The 17,725-nt window shown below is 49.8% G+C and carries 20 protein-coding genes; 14 read left to right on the forward strand and 6 right to left on the reverse strand.

Annotated elements, in window-relative coordinates; translation table 11 throughout:
* Positions 1-183: 183 nt before the first annotated feature.
* Both PJI16_19945 and PJI16_19950 read left to right on the forward strand, forming a co-directional pair.
* Entirely contained in the window at positions 184-2,367 is a 2,184-nt protein-coding gene (locus tag PJI16_19945) for a glycoside hydrolase family 31 protein (GenBank protein ID MDT3779835.1), read from the forward strand.
* Between the two features lie 366 nt (positions 2,368-2,733).
* Entirely contained in the window at positions 2,734-3,075 is a 342-nt protein-coding gene (locus PJI16_19950) for an STAS domain-containing protein (GenBank protein MDT3779836.1), read from the forward strand.
* Between the two features lie 160 nt (positions 3,076-3,235).
* On the opposite strand, the gene PJI16_19955 is transcribed toward PJI16_19950, so the two are convergent.
* From PJI16_19955 to rsmD, 6 genes are all read right to left on the reverse strand, one after another.
* A complete protein-coding gene (locus PJI16_19955) occupies positions 3,236-3,820 on the reverse strand; it encodes an OmpH family outer membrane protein (GenBank protein MDT3779837.1) in 585 nt (194 codons plus the stop codon).
* Positions 3,821-4,052: 232 nt separating this feature from the next.
* Entirely contained in the window at positions 4,053-5,213 is a 1,161-nt protein-coding gene (locus PJI16_19960; GenBank protein MDT3779838.1) for an IS30 family transposase, read from the reverse strand.
* Positions 5,214-5,412: 199 nt separating this feature from the next.
* Entirely contained in the window at positions 5,413-5,871 is a 459-nt protein-coding gene (locus tag PJI16_19965) for a zinc ribbon domain-containing protein (GenBank protein MDT3779839.1), read from the reverse strand.
* 139 nt (positions 5,872-6,010) lie between these two features.
* On the reverse strand, positions 6,011-7,204 hold the full coding sequence (locus PJI16_19970) for a pyridoxal phosphate-dependent aminotransferase (protein ID MDT3779840.1): 1,194 nt from the start codon (positions 7,202-7,204) through the stop codon (positions 6,011-6,013).
* Positions 7,201-7,689, reverse strand: coding sequence for a pantetheine-phosphate adenylyltransferase (gene coaD / locus PJI16_19975; protein MDT3779841.1), 489 nt, complete (start codon positions 7,687-7,689; stop codon positions 7,201-7,203). Before coaD ends, PJI16_19970 begins: the two co-directional genes overlap by 4 nt.
* Positions 7,686-8,282 (reverse strand): 16S rRNA (guanine(966)-N(2))-methyltransferase RsmD, encoded by a 597-nt coding sequence (gene rsmD / locus PJI16_19980; protein ID MDT3779842.1) that lies wholly within the window; start codon positions 8,280-8,282, stop codon positions 7,686-7,688. Before rsmD ends, coaD begins: the two co-directional genes overlap by 4 nt.
* 136 nt (positions 8,283-8,418) lie before the next feature.
* Between rsmD and radC the strand changes: the two genes are divergently transcribed.
* From radC to PJI16_20040, 12 genes are all read left to right on the forward strand, one after another.
* Positions 8,419-9,141: a DNA repair protein RadC gene (gene radC, locus PJI16_19985; GenBank protein ID MDT3779843.1), complete on the forward strand. Its 723-nt coding sequence runs from the start codon at positions 8,419-8,421 to the stop codon at positions 9,139-9,141.
* Between the two features lie 177 nt (positions 9,142-9,318).
* On the forward strand, positions 9,319-9,612 hold the full coding sequence (gatC, locus tag PJI16_19990; protein MDT3779844.1) for an Asp-tRNA(Asn)/Glu-tRNA(Gln) amidotransferase subunit GatC: 294 nt from the start codon (positions 9,319-9,321) through the stop codon (positions 9,610-9,612).
* 61 nt (positions 9,613-9,673) lie between these two features.
* On the forward strand, positions 9,674-10,021 hold the full coding sequence (locus PJI16_19995) for an aspartate 1-decarboxylase (protein ID MDT3779845.1): 348 nt from the start codon (positions 9,674-9,676) through the stop codon (positions 10,019-10,021).
* Between the two features lie 88 nt (positions 10,022-10,109).
* The gene (gatA, locus tag PJI16_20000; protein MDT3779846.1) at positions 10,110-11,582 is read left to right on the forward strand and encodes an Asp-tRNA(Asn)/Glu-tRNA(Gln) amidotransferase subunit GatA; all 1,473 of its coding nucleotides are present in this window, start codon (positions 10,110-10,112) and stop codon (positions 11,580-11,582) included.
* Positions 11,583-11,596: 14 nt separating this feature from the next.
* The gene (locus PJI16_20005; protein MDT3779847.1) at positions 11,597-12,004 is read left to right on the forward strand and encodes a DUF948 domain-containing protein; all 408 of its coding nucleotides are present in this window, start codon (positions 11,597-11,599) and stop codon (positions 12,002-12,004) included.
* Positions 11,994-12,308: a YtxH domain-containing protein gene (locus PJI16_20010; GenBank protein ID MDT3779848.1), complete on the forward strand. Its 315-nt coding sequence runs from the start codon at positions 11,994-11,996 to the stop codon at positions 12,306-12,308. The genes PJI16_20005 and PJI16_20010 overlap by 11 nt, the downstream gene beginning before the upstream one ends.
* Before the next feature lie 44 nt (positions 12,309-12,352).
* Positions 12,353-13,783, forward strand: coding sequence for an Asp-tRNA(Asn)/Glu-tRNA(Gln) amidotransferase subunit GatB (gene gatB, locus PJI16_20015; protein MDT3779849.1), 1,431 nt, complete (start codon positions 12,353-12,355; stop codon positions 13,781-13,783).
* A 71-nt stretch (positions 13,784-13,854) separates the two neighbouring features.
* Entirely contained in the window at positions 13,855-15,141 is a 1,287-nt protein-coding gene (eno, locus tag PJI16_20020; protein ID MDT3779850.1) for a phosphopyruvate hydratase, read from the forward strand.
* A gap of 9 nt (positions 15,142-15,150) precedes the next feature.
* Positions 15,151-15,504 (forward strand): septum formation initiator family protein, encoded by a 354-nt coding sequence (locus PJI16_20025; GenBank protein ID MDT3779851.1) that lies wholly within the window; start codon positions 15,151-15,153, stop codon positions 15,502-15,504.
* An 88-nt stretch (positions 15,505-15,592) separates the two neighbouring features.
* On the forward strand, positions 15,593-16,486 hold the full coding sequence (gene era / locus PJI16_20030) for a GTPase Era (protein ID MDT3779852.1): 894 nt from the start codon (positions 15,593-15,595) through the stop codon (positions 16,484-16,486).
* A gap of 62 nt (positions 16,487-16,548) precedes the next feature.
* On the forward strand, positions 16,549-17,313 hold the full coding sequence (gene recO, locus PJI16_20035) for a DNA repair protein RecO (GenBank protein ID MDT3779853.1): 765 nt from the start codon (positions 16,549-16,551) through the stop codon (positions 17,311-17,313).
* A 12-nt stretch (positions 17,314-17,325) separates the two neighbouring features.
* Positions 17,326-17,676, forward strand: coding sequence for a DUF971 domain-containing protein (locus tag PJI16_20040; GenBank protein MDT3779854.1), 351 nt, complete (start codon positions 17,326-17,328; stop codon positions 17,674-17,676).
* Positions 17,677-17,725: the final 49 nt, after the last annotated feature.

The following is a 17,725-nucleotide window of genomic DNA, read 5'->3' on the forward strand; positions in this document are numbered from 1 at the left end:
GTTCGTCCTTCGAAAACACTGAATCAGAGGAAGAACGTTTTCAACATTTCCTCCCTAGGAGATTTTTGTGTGTTCCTGCCTTTCCTATGCCGATGTTGGGTTTTAAAGCCAAGTCGTTAAGGTTGCTGCAATTGGAAACCGAGAATGCCTTGGATGGGGTGCACGAAGTTTGACAGGAAAGGAATGATGAAGTTTCTGCAAATTTTTCTGGTTGCGTTATTGCTTGGCAACCTTGCCTGTGCCGCCGAGCCGATACCGTTAACCATTGAGCAAAAGGAAAAGACTTTGGTGGTGTTTCGGAATCAACAACCCATCATGGTGATTCAGGATATCATGCTGGATTTTCACTCCTGGGATGATGTCCAGCTCAACAGGAAAAGTAACAGTTTCTATCGTTTACACCTGACCTACCGTGATGTTGCGAACGAGGATGAGATCGAATCCCTGGAGGATTCCAGAGTCATCATTGATATTGAAGCGGATCAGGCAGGGCTGCATTTCTCCAGTGATGCTGACTGGTTTTCCCATGTCAATATTTTCATGGAAGACCTCGGCGGACATATGTTTGGCGTGAAACAAACCACCGAGCCGTATAACCAAAAAAGCCCGGATTTGCGGGGTTTGGTGCAAGATGTCAATGCGATCGGCGAACACAACCGGTTTAGTTCCGACTTTGCCACCGCGGTTTCACCCATGTTCTTTAGTACGAAGGGGTATGTGAGCTTTTTTAAAACCTTCGCTGAGGGTCGTTATCAATTTGCGATGAATGACCGAACCGAGTTGTACCATGCCGCCACAGAGTTCAATTGGCATGTTCTTGATGCCCCCACGTTGGATCATGCGCTGGTGAATTATTACCGGCTTGTTGGGGCACCCAAACAGGTTCCGCTCTGGAGTACTGGCCCCGTGATCTGGCGTGATGTCCATAAGCGAGGCAAGCAGGATGTTCTTGATGACACCAGACGCTTTACTGAGATGAAAATTCCCTTCACGGGATTGTTTGTTGATCGCCCCTATAGCGATGGCGCCCATGGTTGGTCGGACATGAACTTTGGTCGTGGTTTCTCTAATCCCCAGGAATGGATAAAGACATTACATGAGGATTACCACATCCACTTAATGACCTGGATTGCGCCGATGACTTTTGCCGAACAGAATTTCCCCGGGCGCATGGCAGGTACTAAAGGGTATTTTGATCTCAGCAACCCCAAGGCTGTCAGCGAATTTACGCGGCGTTTAACCGACTTGCAGTACACAGTTGGCGTGCAGGGCCACAAAATGGATCGGGCGGATGAGAACTTTCCCTATGATGAAAGCTGGCACGATGGCACGCCGATTCTGGAGCGCCGCAGTAAATTCATTTGGCTCTATGCCAAACATACCCATGAGGCGCTGGCGGATTACTGGGGCGAAGACCAGTTTAATTTTGCTCGCGCGGCAGTCCATGGCACGCAGCCCCATTTAAGTGCGATCTGGGGAGGGGATGTCCAGACAAATTGGGAGGGCTTGCGCAGCAATATGGCCAATGCCATCCGCGCCAGTTATCTGGGTTTCCCCAATTGGGGGACAGATGCCGGAGGGTTCACCGGCAATACAGGCCTCATTAGTGAAGACCTGTATCTGCGTTGGATCCAATTTGGCGTATGGACCGGGTTTTTTGAGATTAAGCTGGATGGCGCCAGTGGTCACGGCAACGATCGGGCGCCCTGGCGGTACTCGGAATCCTTTCAGGACCGTTACCGGAAGGTTTTCGAAGAGCGCATGGCGTTGATTCCCTATATTTACTCCCTGCTGAATACCGCAGCGGAGCAGGGAACCTTGATGAAACCGCTTGCGGGTATGTACCCCGATGACGAACAAACGTATGCCATCTGGGACCAGTACCTGTTTGGCCCTTCATTATTAGTCGCGCCCATTCATGATCAAGAACCCATCCGGAAAGTCTATCTGCCGGAGGGAAGCTGGATTGATTACTACAACGGCACTATTCATGCCGGTCAACAATGGCTCGAGGTAAAGGTGGTGAGAGAGCATGTGCCGATTTTTGTGAAGGCCAACAGTGTGATGGTCAAAGGAAATATGTATCAGGGTAATGACCGTACTTGGAGCCATGCCACGCCCCATCTGGATATTTTCTATTATGCCCAGCGAAACACGACCGCGAATACCCTTTTTACCGTGGTGGATGCGGGCGATAGCAACAAACACAAGACCATACACGCCAAAATTTCTGGTAACCACGTCACCCTATCGATCCCGGGTAACAGTTATGGCGGGAAGGTGCATATTGTCCCAAGTGATGGACCCACGCTTGTCAGGGACTATTCCGTTAACAAGGACACCTTCATCACCCTTGAGTTGAAATGATGCTCAAAAAAATATTCTTTTTTCTTGTAAAGATTTCCACCTAGGCGGAGGAACCAGTTGCCCTGGTTTCTACACACTTCGTTTTCTCCAAATCTCAATGGATCTTGATAGTTGTGTCTGCCAAAGCAGGAGAAGTCCGCAATAGGGTATCTGGTGAAAAAGCTCAACTGTCCATGGGGTTGGTCCACTGTATCCTGCGGCCATCAAAGGGATGGTGTGAAAGCGAGGCCACTAGGTGGAATGGGATGAGTGCACGTGGCGCTGTACCTCCACAGTCGGGTAGGGGTTTGCCAATTTTGCATCTTCACTGACGGGTAAATTTTCACCGTGTGATTGCCGAAAAGGTCAGTAAGAGGGAAGACTGCGATGCTGACTGTCAGAGAAGATGTTCGCCGGGATACGAAGGTTCTGGAATTATCTGGTCGTTTTGATTGTGACTCGAAGCTTGGGCTTGAAGTCGCTATTCTCGGAGCTCAGGAAATAGGGTGCCAACATATCATTCTCAACTTCTCGAATATTACCTGGATTGACTCGATAGGGTTGGGGCAGATGTTTCTCTGGTACCATCGGATGAAGCCGGACCGGATTCGGTTGAGTATCGTGAGTCCCCAGACACCTGTGAGAGAGTTGCTCGAATGTGCTAATTTGCCACAAGTGATTCCCATCTATCAGTCTGAGGAAGAGGCTGTTGGAGGTATGACGCACTGAAACAATATTCTTTATTCCAGCATTTTTAGAAGATATCGCATTCTGTGATTCCTTGACGGTTGAACACATCTGATCTTTAAGCCCACCCTCCAGATACAAAAATCCCCTGTGAGTCTGACCCACAGGGGAGAATGTTCAAACGCTTTCTCTTAGTCGTTCGTTATTTAAACCGACGGTCAAATTCTTTAACGACTTCATTGGTGAGATCCAACCCATCTCTATTGTACAGCACAATTTTTAGCGTGTTTTCGCTTCCTTTATCAATGACGACATCGAAGCCATGGCGTGCGGCAACGGCTGCGGTCGCTTCTTCGATTTTTTTCATATATTCCTGGACCAGGTCTTTTTGTTTTTGGCCGAGTTCATTCTGGAAATCTTGACCTTGTTTTTGCCAGGCCTGATACTTTTGGGCAAAACGTTCTTGTTTGCGTTTTTGGTCCTCTTCACTCAGCTTGGAGTCCCTGGACTCTCCAGCCTTGAGTTCCTCCTGGAGGGTCTCTAATTCTCTTTGATCATTTTTCATCACGGTTTCTCTGGCTTGGGCATGTTCTTTTAACGCAGCCAGGGCCCGGCTTCCGGCCTTCGATTTTTCGATCACGGTCTGAGGATCAAGGACACCCACGCGGAAGGAATCTTTTCCAGCAGCAAGGGCATGCTGTTCCAAAGACCCGCCTAGGATACAGATGCCGGAGATGAACAGGACCCCAACAATTTTTGTCAAACCATTTACACACATCTTCTTCATGCTTTTCCCTCTAGCGTTTAAAGGATGACCCTCGGTTCGGCCAGAGTAGCCGAAGAGGCAGGAATTACGGGTAAACCTGATGAGAGTAACGAGGGTAAGCGGAGCTGTCAAGAGTCCAACTCCCTTGTGGCTAAACGGTATTGCCGTTTCGAATGGCATTCATTTTTTCTTCTGTCGAAGGGTAGGACACGTCGGCTTTTTATGGGGAAAGGGCCGGGTTTTGACTGCGGTTTCAACCGGTCGCTGCAACACATGGGTTAAATCGTTCAGCAGGTGTTTCAAAGTTTAACGTTTTTCTTGGTCGTTCGTTGAGACGCCGTGCAACGGCGTTTAGCTTGGCTTGTGGAACTCTCGACAGATCCATTCCTTTCGGGAAGTATTGCCTTAACAGACCATTGGTATTTTCGTTGGACCCTCGCTGCCAGGGATTGTGTGGATCACAAAAGTATACCTTTATGTCGGTCGCCAGCGTGAAGCGTTTATGGTCGGCCATCTCTTTGCCTCGGTCCCAGGTGAGTGACTTGTAAAGCTCCCGAGGTAACTTATGCGCTTGCTTGATCAAGGCATTGATCACCGTCTCGGTGTCTTTGCTGTCGACTTTGACCAGCATCAGGTAGCGTGTATGACGTTCGACCAGCGTCGCCATCTGGCTGTTATGACTACCGAATAGCAGATCACCCTCCCAGTGTCCCGGTAAGGCTCGGTCTGCCGCAGAGGCAGGCCGCTCACGGATCGATACGGTGTCGGTAATCCGGCCGTGCTCCTCCGTTTTTTGTGTGTGGTGGCGTGAACGACGCATCATTCGTGTGCGCCTCAAATGCTGCATCAACTCTTTCTTCAAGGCACCACGTGCCTGGATGAATAGGCTCCTATAGATCGTCTCGTGGGACACCTGGTAACGTTCATCGTCCGGATAGGTGTGCTTAAGCCAACCGGCAATCTGCTCGGGTGACCACTCCAATTGTAGCTTCCTGGCTACGATTCGAGCCAGTGCACGGTTCTCTACTAGTTTACAGGTTTTGGGGCGATGGGCCCGAGCCCAGGCCGCCTGATCAGCCTGACTTGCCCGGTAACCGCCTTGCCCATGGTTGCGTTTGATTTCCCGACTGATGGTCGAAGGCGCACGATTCAGGGAGGCTGCGATGGAACGAATGGAGCAACCTGTAGCTATGCCGCGTGATATTTCCTCCCGCTCCGCCAGGGTTAGTGCGCATGATGATCGTCGACGCTCTGGCGGGCGTATCCCCCCATGCTCTCGAAGGATACGTTCAATCGACGGATGATGCCGATCAAATAACCGCGCAATCGACTCCAGAGATTCACCTTTCTTCCAGCGATCCCACATTAAGGCCTTTTGTTCTTCTGTGTAATAAATCCTTGGGCGCCGCTTCATTTTCAACATCCTCCTCTCTATTATTAGAGATTAGATGTTGCAGCGACCGGTTGAAACCGCAACATATTCCAGATGGAGAAATTTGAAGAGGGTATCGGGGGCAGGGCGTGAAAATTTGGCTGGTTATCGTCGTGCAATGATTCCGGTTATTGTCAGAGCTGTTGCGCAGATGCCCGGGGCAATGCATCTGCGAAACAAATCAGGGCTTACTATCGGATGAAGAGGTCGTCCCGGATCCGGTGGAGGCACTCGAACTTGAGGATGTCCCCGATCCTGAAGTTGAACCTGCTCCTGATCCCGAAGACCCGGTAGAAGATGTGGCGGGTGCGGATGTGGATGGTGTGGAACCGGACCCACTATCAGAGCTGGTCGAATTGGTCTTGTTGTCGGTTTTAGCTTCAGACGTGCCGGTGTCAGCGGTTTTCCCTTTGTTCTCCGATTTACTCTCTGGCTCTTTGAGTTTGTCCGAGTAGTCCGTGACATACCAGCCCTTTCCCTTGAACATGATGGCGGGCGCTGAGATGACTTTTGTGACCGGTTCGACTTTGCCACAACCACAGGACAATTGATCGCAGGTTTGAATGGGAGGATCTGACATTTTCTGTTGAATTTCAAATCGTTCACCGCTACCGGTGCATTGATATTCATAAATGGGCACGGCATACCTCCAGAGAGTAAACGTCAATTAAAGAGACTTGTACACATATGTTCATAAGAATAAGGCTGATTCTGTTCAGGTCAAGGTTTCGTGGTGATGGAATTATGGGAAAACGAACCGCCGAATGGGGAGAGGTCGGCTACTCAAGTTTAGCCACGGCCTTGGTCAGGTGGTCTAATCCCTCCTCAATCACCCCTAATGTTCCGGTATACGAGAATCGTAAATGCCCGGAACTCCCAAATGGTTCTCCGGGTACGCACGCGACTTGGGCTTCTTTGAGGAAAAAGTTGGCAAAAGCCAACGGTGTGGACAGGGATTCTCCCTGGAAGCGTCGGCCAAGGAGTTGAGTGACGCTTGGAAATGCATAGAAGGCGCCTGAAGGCATAGGACAGTGAATGCCCGGGATCCTATTTAAACCCTCCACAATGGCTTTTCGTCGAATATCCAACTCTTTTACCATATGTTGAATAAATGCATCAGACTTTCGGAGAGCCCCAACGGCGGCCTTTTGCGAAATGGAGCTGGGGTTTGAGGTACTTTGGCTTTGAATGTCTCCCATGGCTTTGATCAGCCTCTCCGGGCCGGCGGCGTATCCAATTCGCCATCCTGTCATGGAATAGGTTTTTGATACCCCGTTCACAATAATGGTGTTTCTGGCGATGTCCGGGCCTAGCGAGGCAATACTGTGGTGTAGATGCTGGTCATAAATCATCTTTTCGTAAATTTCATCAGAGATAATGAGCAGGTTATGTTGGAGGGCCAATTGGGCAATGCCCTCCAAGGTCTGTCGATCATACATGCTGCCGGTCGGATTGCAGGGAGAGTTCAGGATGATCGCTTTTGTGCGGTCGGTCACTGCCGCTTCCAGCGCCTTCACGTCAATGGCATAGCCTGAGGATTCGGAAGTGGGGAAAAAGACAGGTTTGGCATCGGCCACGAGAATTTGTTCGGGATACGAGACCCAGTACGGAGCGGGAATGATGACTTCATCTCCAGTTTCAAACAAGGCCAGCGCGATATTAAATAATGTGTGTTTGGCCCCACATGACACCAGAATTTGAGATCGCGAGTAGGTTAAACCCTGGTCCCGCTGAAATTTTTCAATGATGGCTTCTTTTAATTCATCAATGCCTGTCACGGCCGTATATTTGGTAAAACCGGAGCGAATCGCTTCGTAGGCTGCTTCTTTGGCCTCCTCGGGGGAGTCTAAAGAAGGTTCTCCGGCTGTAAAATCGAAGACCTGTTGCCCATTCGCGACCAGGGCTTTCACGGTTGCGGAGAGTTGCAACGTAGGGGAGGGGGTAATACGGGTCGTTCTCGAGGCAAGGTTCATTTGGCATTTCTCCGTATTCGGCCCTGGAGGCATTCGGCAACCTCGGGATGAAGGAAATGGTGAAGGGGACCACCAACCGAGGCAACCTCTTTGACCATGCTGGAAGTGAGATACGAATATTCCTCACTCGACATCAAAAAGACGGTTTCCAGGTTAGAGTCAAGTTTTCGGTTCAGCAGGGCCATTTGAAATTCATGTTCGAAATCCGACACGGCTCGTAGCCCCCGGATGATGGCCAAGGCCCCACGTTCCCGCACGTAGTTCACCAGTAATCCATCAAACGGTTCAACTGTGACTCCCTTCAGGTCGCTGGTGGCGATTTTGGCCAATTGTACTCGTTCGTCTAGGTCGAACAAGGGAGCTTTCCGAGGGTTTGGGGCTACCGCTACGACCAATTGCTCAACCAACCTGAGGCTTCGAGCAATGACGTCGGTATGCCCTCGGGTAATGGGATCAAATGTGCCTGGATATATGCCAATGGTCATAGGTCAGAATCTTTTTCGGGTTGGGGCACAGGTCGGTAAAACGTCAAGGCCGTATCCCCATAGCGAGCGGTTCGGATGAGCGCCCATTTCCCAAGAGGAATCGGGGGGATGGTTTTATGGAAATGTTCATAAATGATTCGACCGGTCGGGGCCATGACGTCCGCTTCCTCTAAGTGATGCAAGATCTGTTGTACATTCGGGAGCCGGTAAGGCGGGTCCATGAATATCATGTCAAACGGACGCCATCCTACCAAAATTGAATTTTGTATGGCGAGTGACACATCCTCAATGAGGACCTGGCTTGATGAGGCAATCTTAAATTGGGAAAGCATCCGCTGAATACTCGCTCCGGCCAAAGGATTTTGCTCAACAAAGAGCGCTTTGGTCGCTCCACGGCTTAAGGCTTCCAGTCCCACCGCTCCTGTCCCCGCAAACAGATCGGCCACGGTGGCACCCTGAATCTGGCCACCCAGGATAGAAAAGAGGGCCTCCCTGGCTCGCTGGGAGGTCGGACGGGTGGTTCGCCCCGGAAGGGTAGGGATGGTTCGACCTTTCAATTCTCCTGCAACGATCCGGATAGAAGAGGGTTTCATGGCGAGTGGACGATATCATAGTTTTGGAAACCTCAACAATCTCTATCACAGGGTGGGGAAATGGTTTTTGACGGGGTAAAAAATAGCTGCGTATAGTTCAACGCATGTTCGTATGGGCCCCACTGGCATGACGAGTATGAATGAACCGCAACTCAAAAAAGGGATTCAATCCTGGCCGGAAAGGGAACGTCCCCGCGAACTCCTTCTAAGCCATGGGGCTCAGAGATTATCAGATGCTCAGCTGGTGGCCATCCTCTTACGAATTGGTCGACCCGATTCCTCGGCGGTTGATGTTGCATTGGACCTTTTGACGCGTCTTAAGGGACTGCGGGGTTTAGCCAATCGAAGTCTGCAAGAACTGTGTGTTGTCCCGGGTATTGGTCCTGCAAAAGCCGCCCAGATTCTCGCAGCAGTTGAGTTGGGGAAACGGGCATTAGCGATCCCGTTAACGGCAGGGTTACGAATTCACCATAGCCAGGATATTTATCAGCACTACTATCCTTTGTTGCGAGACCTTCGGCATGAGGTCTTTAAGGCACTGTTGCTAGATGCCAAGCATGGGCTTATTCGAGATGTCACCGTTTCCGAGGGAAGTTTGACGGTAAGTATTGTTCATCCGCGGGAAGTGTTCAACCTGGCCGTACGAGAATCTGCGGCGGCAGTCATCTTTGTCCATAATCATCCAAGTGGTGACCCGCAGCCCAGCGAGGAAGACCATGCCTTGACCCGTCGACTCATGGCGGCAGGGGAAATATTGGGTATCCGGGTATTGGATCATATTGTGATTGGAGATGGGCGTTATGTGAGCTTTGCGGATGAAGGCTTTCTGCTTTCCTCGGCAACCACCTTGGATCTGTGATTGCCTCAAGTTCTTTCTCTGGATTTTCCTGGTCTCTCCCTTTCCCACCCCCGCTTCGATCCTTTGTTTAAGTAGCTTTTCATGAGAATTTCATGGTAGAAATACGTGGTGGCATGTGGTTTTTGCTTGCAATGTTTCAGCATGGTTTTTAAATTCCTGCGTTCATAAGGATCAGATATGGCCTCTATCACTCAAAAAGAAGTCGAACATGTTGCTCAATTGGCCCGTTTGGACCTCACCGAGGCGGAAAAACCCGTATTTGCGGAACAATTGAATCATATTTTAGCGTATGTGGATCAATTGCAAGGGGTGTCGACGGAAGGTGTTCCTCTCACGGCTTCTGTTGTCCATGAGGAACCGGTGCTACGTGAAGATACCCCACGCGAATGCTTGTCCGTGGAAAAGGCGCTGGCCAATGCCCCATTGTCACATAATGGATTTTTTGTGGTTCCGAATATTTTAGGTAAATAAAGGCGACCTGATTAAACAAAAACCCTCGTTTCCGAGCAGGACTAAAAAATTAGGATTTAATATGTATAGACAATTGTTACGATGTAAAATTCACCGGGCGACCGTTACCGATTCCAGTCTTGACTATGAGGGTAGTTTAACGATTGACCAGGACCTCATGGATCGAGCGGGAATCATGGCCTATGAAGCGGTGATGGTCTCCAATTTGAATAACGGGGAGCGGTTTTCGACTTACGCGCTCCCTGGTGCCCGTGGCAAAGGTGAGATCATCTTAAATGGTCCCACTGCCAGGTTGGGAGTGGTTGGCGATAAGGTCATTATTTTTTGTTATGAATTATTTAATGACGAAGAAGCCAAACGGCACGTCCCTCAAGTTATCCAAGTCGATCATCAGAATAAAGCAAAGTAACCAATCTCGTATGAAACGGGTTGCTCCGGTTAAAGGCCGTTTTCGTGCCATCTCCCTATTTATCCACTGATCCCAGATTCTGGTTTGTATGTCTCTATTTAAACTTACGCTAAAAGAGCTTCAGGGGAAATTTACCGCTGGCGAGGTGAGTGCGATGGATATCGCCAGGTCCTATTTGCTGCGACTCAGTCAAGTAGAACCAAAAATTAAAGCCTATATTACCCTGACACCGAAAGAGACTCTGCTTCAGCAAGCCAAAGCGATTGATGATGGCTTGAAAGCCTGGCGAAAAACACAACCGCTCATGGCCATGCCATTAGGCATTAAAGATAATATTTGTACAGAGGGGATCCGGACGACTTGTGGATCTCGAATGTTGGAAACCTTTGTTCCGCCGTATGACGCTTCCGTAATGGGCGGTCTTCGACCTCACCAACCCCTGATTCTTGGCAAAACCAATCTTGATGAATTTGCCATGGGTTCGTCCACGGAACATTCAGCGTTCGGGCCGTCCAGGAATCCGTGGAATCAAAAGTATATTCCCGGAGGATCCAGTGGAGGATCGGCCGCCGCGGTGGCTGCAGATGAATGTGTGGCAGCCTTGGGTTCCGATACCGGAGGGTCGATCCGACAACCGGCGGCCTGTTGCGGGGTGGTGGGGTTGAAGCCAACGTATGGGCGTGTGTCCCGGTATGGGCTCATCGCATTTGCCTCATCTCTGGATCAAATCGGTCCTATTACCAAAACCGTGACTGATGCTGCTATCCTGCTCAATGCCATTGCCGGATTTGATCCAATGGATTCCACGTCTGCTAATCGTGACGTCCCGGATTTCACCAAATCCGTGAAAAAGAAAGACGTCAAAAAACTTATTATCGGAGTGCCGCGGGAATATTTTGCAGAAGGTCTTGATGCTGAAGTCTCCGAGAAAGTTCAAGATGCCATCCTGGTGTTGCAGGAGTTGGGCGGAACGATTCGCGAGGTAACGTTGCCCTTCACGGAACAAGCCATTGCGACCTATTACCTTGTCGCCACGGCAGAAGCCAGCTCTAATTTAGCTCGCTATGACGGCGTCAAGTTTGGGTTTCGTTCAAAGGAGTCGGGAGAGCTGGCAGAGATGTATCGGAGCACCCGGTCTCAAGGGTTTGGGCCTGAAGTGAAACGGCGTATTATGTTGGGGACTTATGCGCTGAGTGCCGGGTATTACGACGCATATTATGGAAAAGCCCAAGCGGTTCGCACCTTGATTCAACGGGAATTTGAGTCAGTGTTCCAGGAAGTTGATCTGCTGGTGAGTCCAGTCATGCCGACGCCGGCTTTTCAATTGGGGGAGCGATTAGACGATCCCTTGCAGATGTATCTATCCGACATCTATACCATTCCTGCGAGTTTGGCTGGACTTCCAGCAATTTCCGTTCCCTGTGGATTGAGTAAAACCGGCCTCCCCATTGGATTACAACTGATGGGTCGTCCCTTTGAGGAAGCCATGGTCTTGCGTGCAGCCTATGCCTATGAACAAGCTACCGACTGGCGAGTGAAACGGCCAGTGATTCGGTCTTGAAAGGATAGCGAGATATGGTGGATTTGGCAGCGATCATCATTGCCGTGGCCTTTGTCGTCTTGGTGGGCTATCTGGTTCCGATGATTCTTCAAGTGAAACGTACAGTTGGGCAATCCGAACGTTTACTTATTCGCTTGAACCATGAGTTGCCGGGATTATTGAAGGACGTCAAGGGAACCAACGAAAACCTTTTAGCTCTTACCGATCAAGCCAAGCTTGGTATTGATCGTGCCACTATTTTCTTGAATGCAGTTGGAGATGTTGGGGAAACCGTGAGTCATGTCCATCAGACCGTTCGTGAGAAAGGGGGAGGCCTTGCTGTGGGCGTTACCAGTTTACTTGCCGGATTCAAAGCAGCGACTTCGACGATGAAGAAACGTATACATAAAGAACAAAAAGGAGGGCCATCCTATGGCAGTTAATCAGTCAGGTGCATCAGCAGGCTCGGTTGCGTTGGCCTTTTTAAGTGGAGCGCTATTGGGAGCTGTGACGGCGATCATGTTAGCCCCTCAGCCGGGAAGAGATTCCCGAGAACGAATTACGGGGTATGCCCGACGCACGAGTGAAGATTTGCGAGACATTAAGGAGCGGGCCACGGATGCTGTGGAAGATGTCGTCGGTCGTGGCCGTGAACTGGTGGAAGAAATTTCCTGTGCCGTGCGAGAAGCGTTAGACGCGGGTCGGGATGCCATGCGCCGTGAACGTGAAATGAAATCCTTGGATTAAGATTCGAAAAAAGGCGAAATCGAGAGGAGTGGCTCTGCTGCGTTATGGCTTATGAACCTGTCATTGGAGTTGAGGTGCATGCCCAACTCCAAACGAAGACGAAATTGTTTTGTAGCTGTCCGACTTCCTTCGGACTTCCTCCGAATACGCAGGTGTGTCCAACCTGTCTGGGGTTGCCTGGAAGTCTCCCGGTGCTGAATCGCCGCGCGGTGGAAATGGCCGTGCGGACCGGACTTGCGCTTCACTGCGAGATCAAGCTGACGAATCAATTCTCCCGAAAAAATTACATGTATCCTGATTTGCCGAAGGGCTATCAAATTTCGCAGTATGATTTGCCGATCTGCGGACCAGGATGGCTTGACATTTCGGTCAACGGCGAGTCGAAACGCGTGCGCATTTGCCGGGCCCATTTGGAGGAAGATGCCGGAAAAAATGTTCATGATGTGCCTGTGGAAGGCAGTGGTGTCGATTTAAATCGGGCGGGAACTCCATTGTTAGAAATTGTCACCGAACCCGACCTGCATTCATCGGATGAGGTTGATGCCTATTTGAAAACACTGCATGATCTCTTGGTCTATCTGGAGGTCTGTGATGGAAACATGGAACAGGGAAGTTTTCGTTGTGAGCCCAATGTGTCGCTCCGTCCCAGGGGCCAGGACCGTCTCGGAACCAAGGTCGAATTGAAAAATATTAACTCTTTCCGTTTTGCCAAAGAGGCATTGGAATTTGAAATTTCCAGGCAAACTGAGGCCTTAACCGAAGGTGAAACGATTCGTCAGGAGACCCGGCTGTGGGATGTGCAGAAAGGACAAACGGTTGTCATGCGAAGTAAGGAAGAAGCCCATGATTACCGGTACTTTCCCGACCCGGATCTGCTCCCCGTTAGCGTGGATGCGGAATGGATGGAATCGCTGCGCCAGACGATTCCGGAACTTCCGGCTGTCCGCATGAAACGGTTTGTGATGGAATATCATCTTCCTGAGTACGATGCGAAGATTCTGACGGATTCAAAAAACTTAGCCGACTATTTTGAAGCCTGTGTGAAACTCTTTCCCCATCCCAAAACGGTCAGTAACTGGGTGATGGGCGAATTACTTCGTGAGCTCAATACCGCTAATACCCCTCCCGAATCCTCCCCGGTAGGCCCCGAACAATTGGTTCAACTCTTACAATTGGTAGAAGAGGGAACCATTAGTTTAAAAGTTGCCAGAGATCTTTTCCCGGAATTTTATGGTAGTGGAAAATCTCCGGATCAATTGGTCAAAGAGAAGGGCCTGGTCCAGGTTTCCGATGAAGGCATCCTGGAAACACTGATTAAAGAGGTGCTGACCCAGCATTCAACTCAAGTGGAGCAATATCGTGGTGGGAAGGAGACGGTGTTAGGATTTTTAGTCGGACAGGTGATGAAGGCGTCGCAGGGAAAAGCCAATCCTGGCAAGGTCAATACTCTGTTGAGACAGCATCTCACGCCTTGATCTAAGGCTCGACTCAGGGTACAAGATAAAGAGGTCGCCATTACTCACCATTACAAGGAATTACAGCTTCTATGAGCCTTATTCAGGATATTACCTCACGGATGATTCTGGATTCTCGCGGGAATCCAACAATTGAAGTGGATGTGCATCTTGCCAGCGGCATGGCTGGTCGAGCTGCTGTTCCTTCCGGAGCTTCCACTGGGACACGCGAAGCCTTAGAGTTACGGGATGGGGATAAAAAACAATGGATGGGCAAGGGAGTGTCTAAAGCCTTAGCCGGAATTCAAAAGCATATACTCCCGGCTCTTAGAGGCATGGAAGCCCAGGACCAGGTGAGTATTGATTCCCGCTTAATCCAACTAGATGGAACCAAGGGGAAAACCAAGTTAGGGGCAAATGCGACACTTGGCGTGTCGTTAGCTGTGGCCCGGGCCTCGGCACAGGAACTTGGAATTCCCTTATTTCGCTATCTTGGTGGAGTCTCGGCTCGAGAATTACCGGTGCCCATGATGAATATTATCAATGGAGGCGCTCATGCAGACAATGGTCTGGACCTCCAAGAATTCATGATCATGCCGGTGGGGGCGACCAGTTTCAGGGAAGCCCTCAGGATGGGAACGGAGATTTTCCACAATCTCAAGGCCATCTTGAAATCAAAAAACATGAGCACGGCGGTGGGGGATGAAGGTGGATTCGCCCCGGCTGTTCGATCAAATGAAGAAGCCCTGGATTTTATTGTTCAAGCGATTCACCAAGCAGGCTATCGAGCAGGGAAAGATGTGGTGTTGGCACTTGATGCGGCGGCCAGCGAGTTTTTTGAGAAAAAGACGTATCATGTGCGTCATGGGGTTAAACCCAAAATGTCTTCGGGGGACATGGTCGAATATTATGCCAAATTAGTGAAGGAGTACCCGATCGTCTCAATTGAAGACGGGCTTGATGAAAGTGATTGGACAGGTTGGAAACAACTGACGGATCACATAGGTGATCGAGTCCAGCTTGTTGGCGATGACCTGTTTGTGACCAACGTCGAGTTTTTGGGACGAGGGATTCGTGAAGGCATTGCGAATGCGATCTTGATCAAAGTCAATCAAATCGGCACGCTCACGGAAACAATTGAAGCCATGCGCATGGCTCAGCGGGCCGGGTATGGAGTGGTCGTATCCCACCGATCCGGCGAGACTGAGGATACGACAATTGCCGATTTAGCTGTGGCGTTAAATGCCGGACAGATTAAAACAGGATCCCTGTCTCGGACCGATCGTCTGGCAAAATATAACCAACTACTCAGAATTGAGGAGACATTAGGCTCATCTGCCTTATATCGCGGGAAAGCCGTTCTGCCAGTACAAGCATGATTTTCAAGTATGCGTCCCAATAATAAAAAACGGACGTCCACCGGGTTTGGGGGTGATCTGTTGGATCGCCTTCCAATGGTTGGGGCATTTTTGATGATGAGTGTAATGGCGGGGACCATGTTTTTTAATTCTGATGGATTGCCCTTATACTTTCATATGCGAGAAACGCGTGAGCATTTGACCGAACAAATCCAGCAATTACAAGATATCAATGCCCTGCTCGAAGAAGATATCACCCGTATTCAGCGGGATCCGCAACGACTGGAAGAGTTGGCCCGTAATCGTTTGGGCATGGTCCGGCAGGGAGAGGTGGTGTATCAATTTGTGGAGCCGGTCCCTTCCTCATTTACGGCCAGACCTTAGCGGCCAGACTTCTTGCGCCAGGCCCCTCCAACCCTTCATACTCATGCATTGATGTTTCTTCCGTTTTCCCATACTTAAAAGTTATTCGATGAAATCAGGTCAATTAGCCATTCTCGGCCGACCCAATGTCGGCAAATCAACGTTGCTCAATGCATTGGTTCGCGAAAAAATCGCCATTGTCTCTGATAAACCACAAACTACGCGAAACCTCATTTTAGGAGTCGGGCATTACCCGGAAGGCCAGCTCATTCTCATTGATACGCCAGGCCTCCATACGCCTCACCATCGAATGAATACACAGATGGTGCAATCAGCGTTAGGCACCCTGACTCAATCTGATGTGGTCTACATGATTGTGGACAGTCAGGTTTTGCCAGGCCCCGGAGACCGACAGGTTATGGAGCAGGTGACCACAGCCCATCAAGAACGACCATTTCAGGGAGTATTTTTATTATTAAATAAAGCCGATGCTGTCGCCAAATCCAGGCTGCTCCCTCTCATTGATCAATACCGCACGTGGTTTCCCTGGAGTGAAATTATCCCCATTTCCGCTAAGACCGGGGTTAATCTTCCCCAATTAGTTGAATTAACCTTTGCGTGTTTGCCCTCATGTCCGGAATTGATGTATGACGAAGATTTTTTGACCAATCAGCCTATGCGTCATATGGCTGCGGAGCTCATTCGTGAAAAAGTTCTAGAACAGACCTACGATGAATTGCCGTATGCAGTGGGTGTCATGATTGAGGAGTTTCAGGAAGAACCAGACCTGACAAGTATTCGGGCCGTTATCCTGGTGGAAAAAACCAGTCAAAAAGGAATCATTATCGGGAAAAAAGGCATGCGCCTCAAAGAGATTGGCCAAAGTGCGCGGATAGATATGGAGCGACTGTTCGGTATGAAGATTTATTTGCGCATGTGGGTGAAAGTGCAGGAGGGCTGGCGCGATAATGTGCAGATGTTAAGCGAATTGGGATATGGATGAACATGGGTGGTAATCACAGTAGTTTTCACATCTGACGTGCAGAGAGTCCTCGTGGAGTTCTCATGCCGCTCCTAAGAACCCGCGCGGTCATTATTCGAAGCCAACGCTGGGGTGATGCTGACAGAATTGTTACCCTGTATTCCCCTGATCTAGGTAAAATTCGTGGCGCCGCTCGTGGTGCTCGCCGAATGAAAACACGGTTTGGCGGGGTTCTTGAGCTCTTTGGGATTGTTGATGTCACCCTGTTCCAGAAAACCCCTGACGCTTTGGGACAAATTAGTCAAATAGATCTTGTCAAAAACTTTAAAGCCGTACGAGAAGATTTGGGCGTAATGGCTGCAGCCGCCAAGATGGTACGTATGGTGGAGATGATTACGGCGGATCGTGATCCCAATCCTGAGATGTATTCAGCACTGGTTTATGGCCTGGAAAGCCTGCTTCCTGACCGGGACCTGGCACTCGCCACATTATTATTTCAAATTCATGTGCTGAGCTATACTGGTTTTCGTCCACAAATTGATCGTTGTACTGAATGCGGAAATATGGCCTCCTCCAAAATGTCTCAGTGGTTTTCCCCTCGATTAGGTGGGATGGTCTGTAACGGCTGTGGTCAAGAGGGGGTAGGCCGATTATTATCCATTTCTAAAGGAAGCCTGGCGTTTATTGAACAGGCTCGACGACTCCCCATGGCCAGTCTATCTCGATTGAAAGCGATTGGAACGGTCCGTATTGAAGTGGAAGAAGCTATTGAAGCCTATTTCCAGGCAGTTGTCGGAAAAGCTCTCCCAACATTTGAACAATGGGTGTCGAAGGATGCCCACTCATAAGGAGAATCGGGTATGAATTCTCAATCGTCACTTGAACCTACAGATATGGAATGGCTGGAAAACGGGGTGTTGGGCATTACCTGGAGTGATGGGCATAAGGGCATCTATCCGGTTCGGTATTTGCGACAACATTGCCCCTGTGCAGCTTGCACGGACGAATGGACCGGTGAGTTGCGTCTCAAGCCGGACTCTATCCCCCTTCTTATTTTATTGCAGGATATGGAGCCGGTTGGGCGCTATGCCTTTCGATTTAAATGGAGTGACGGACATGATACCGGGCTCTATTCCTACACCGCACTGCGCAGCATGTGCCAATGTGATATTTGCCAGCCCAATAAGCCAAAAAGCAAGCAACTCCTCTAGCTTATTCTGGTTTTCTTTTCATCAAGATTCCAGCCAGATAGTGCCAGTA

Source organism: Nitrospira sp. MA-1, assembly GCA_032139905.1.
In the GTDB taxonomy this organism is placed as follows: domain Bacteria; phylum Nitrospirota; class Nitrospiria; order Nitrospirales; family UBA8639; genus Nitrospira_E.

Bases quoted from the DNA above. Each gene is read 5' to 3' on its own strand.
- rsmD (MDT3779842.1), bottom strand. From the start codon at position 8,282: ATGAAACCCTCTTCTATCCGGATCGTTGCAGGAGAATTGAAAGGTCGA.
- gatC (MDT3779844.1), top strand. From the start codon at position 9,319: ATGGCCTCTATCACTCAAAAAGAAGTCGAACATGTTGCTCAATTGGCC.
- PJI16_20025 (MDT3779851.1), top strand. From the start codon at position 15,151: ATGCGTCCCAATAATAAAAAACGGACGTCCACCGGGTTTGGGGGTGAT.
- PJI16_19955 (MDT3779837.1), bottom strand. From the start codon at position 3,820: ATGAAGAAGATGTGTGTAAATGGTTTGACAAAAATTGTTGGGGTCCTG.
- radC (MDT3779843.1), top strand. From the start codon at position 8,419: ATGAATGAACCGCAACTCAAAAAAGGGATTCAATCCTGGCCGGAAAGG.
- PJI16_19945 (MDT3779835.1), top strand. From the start codon at position 184: ATGATGAAGTTTCTGCAAATTTTTCTGGTTGCGTTATTGCTTGGCAAC.
- PJI16_19970 (MDT3779840.1), bottom strand. From the start codon at position 7,204: ATGAACCTTGCCTCGAGAACGACCCGTATTACCCCCTCCCCTACGTTG.
- PJI16_20005 (MDT3779847.1), top strand. From the start codon at position 11,597: ATGGTGGATTTGGCAGCGATCATCATTGCCGTGGCCTTTGTCGTCTTG.
- recO (MDT3779853.1), top strand. From the start codon at position 16,549: ATGCCGCTCCTAAGAACCCGCGCGGTCATTATTCGAAGCCAACGCTGG.
- PJI16_20010 (MDT3779848.1), top strand. From the start codon at position 11,994: ATGGCAGTTAATCAGTCAGGTGCATCAGCAGGCTCGGTTGCGTTGGCC.
- PJI16_20040 (MDT3779854.1), top strand. From the start codon at position 17,326: ATGAATTCTCAATCGTCACTTGAACCTACAGATATGGAATGGCTGGAA.
- gatB (MDT3779849.1), top strand. From the start codon at position 12,353: ATGGCTTATGAACCTGTCATTGGAGTTGAGGTGCATGCCCAACTCCAA.
- gatA (MDT3779846.1), top strand. From the start codon at position 10,110: ATGTCTCTATTTAAACTTACGCTAAAAGAGCTTCAGGGGAAATTTACC.
- PJI16_19960 (MDT3779838.1), bottom strand. From the start codon at position 5,213: ATGAAGCGGCGCCCAAGGATTTATTACACAGAAGAACAAAAGGCCTTA.
- PJI16_19995 (MDT3779845.1), top strand. From the start codon at position 9,674: ATGTATAGACAATTGTTACGATGTAAAATTCACCGGGCGACCGTTACC.
- coaD (MDT3779841.1), bottom strand. From the start codon at position 7,689: ATGACCATTGGCATATATCCAGGCACATTTGATCCCATTACCCGAGGG.
- era (MDT3779852.1), top strand. From the start codon at position 15,593: ATGAAATCAGGTCAATTAGCCATTCTCGGCCGACCCAATGTCGGCAAA.
- eno (MDT3779850.1), top strand. From the start codon at position 13,855: ATGAGCCTTATTCAGGATATTACCTCACGGATGATTCTGGATTCTCGC.
- PJI16_19950 (MDT3779836.1), top strand. From the start codon at position 2,734: ATGCTGACTGTCAGAGAAGATGTTCGCCGGGATACGAAGGTTCTGGAA.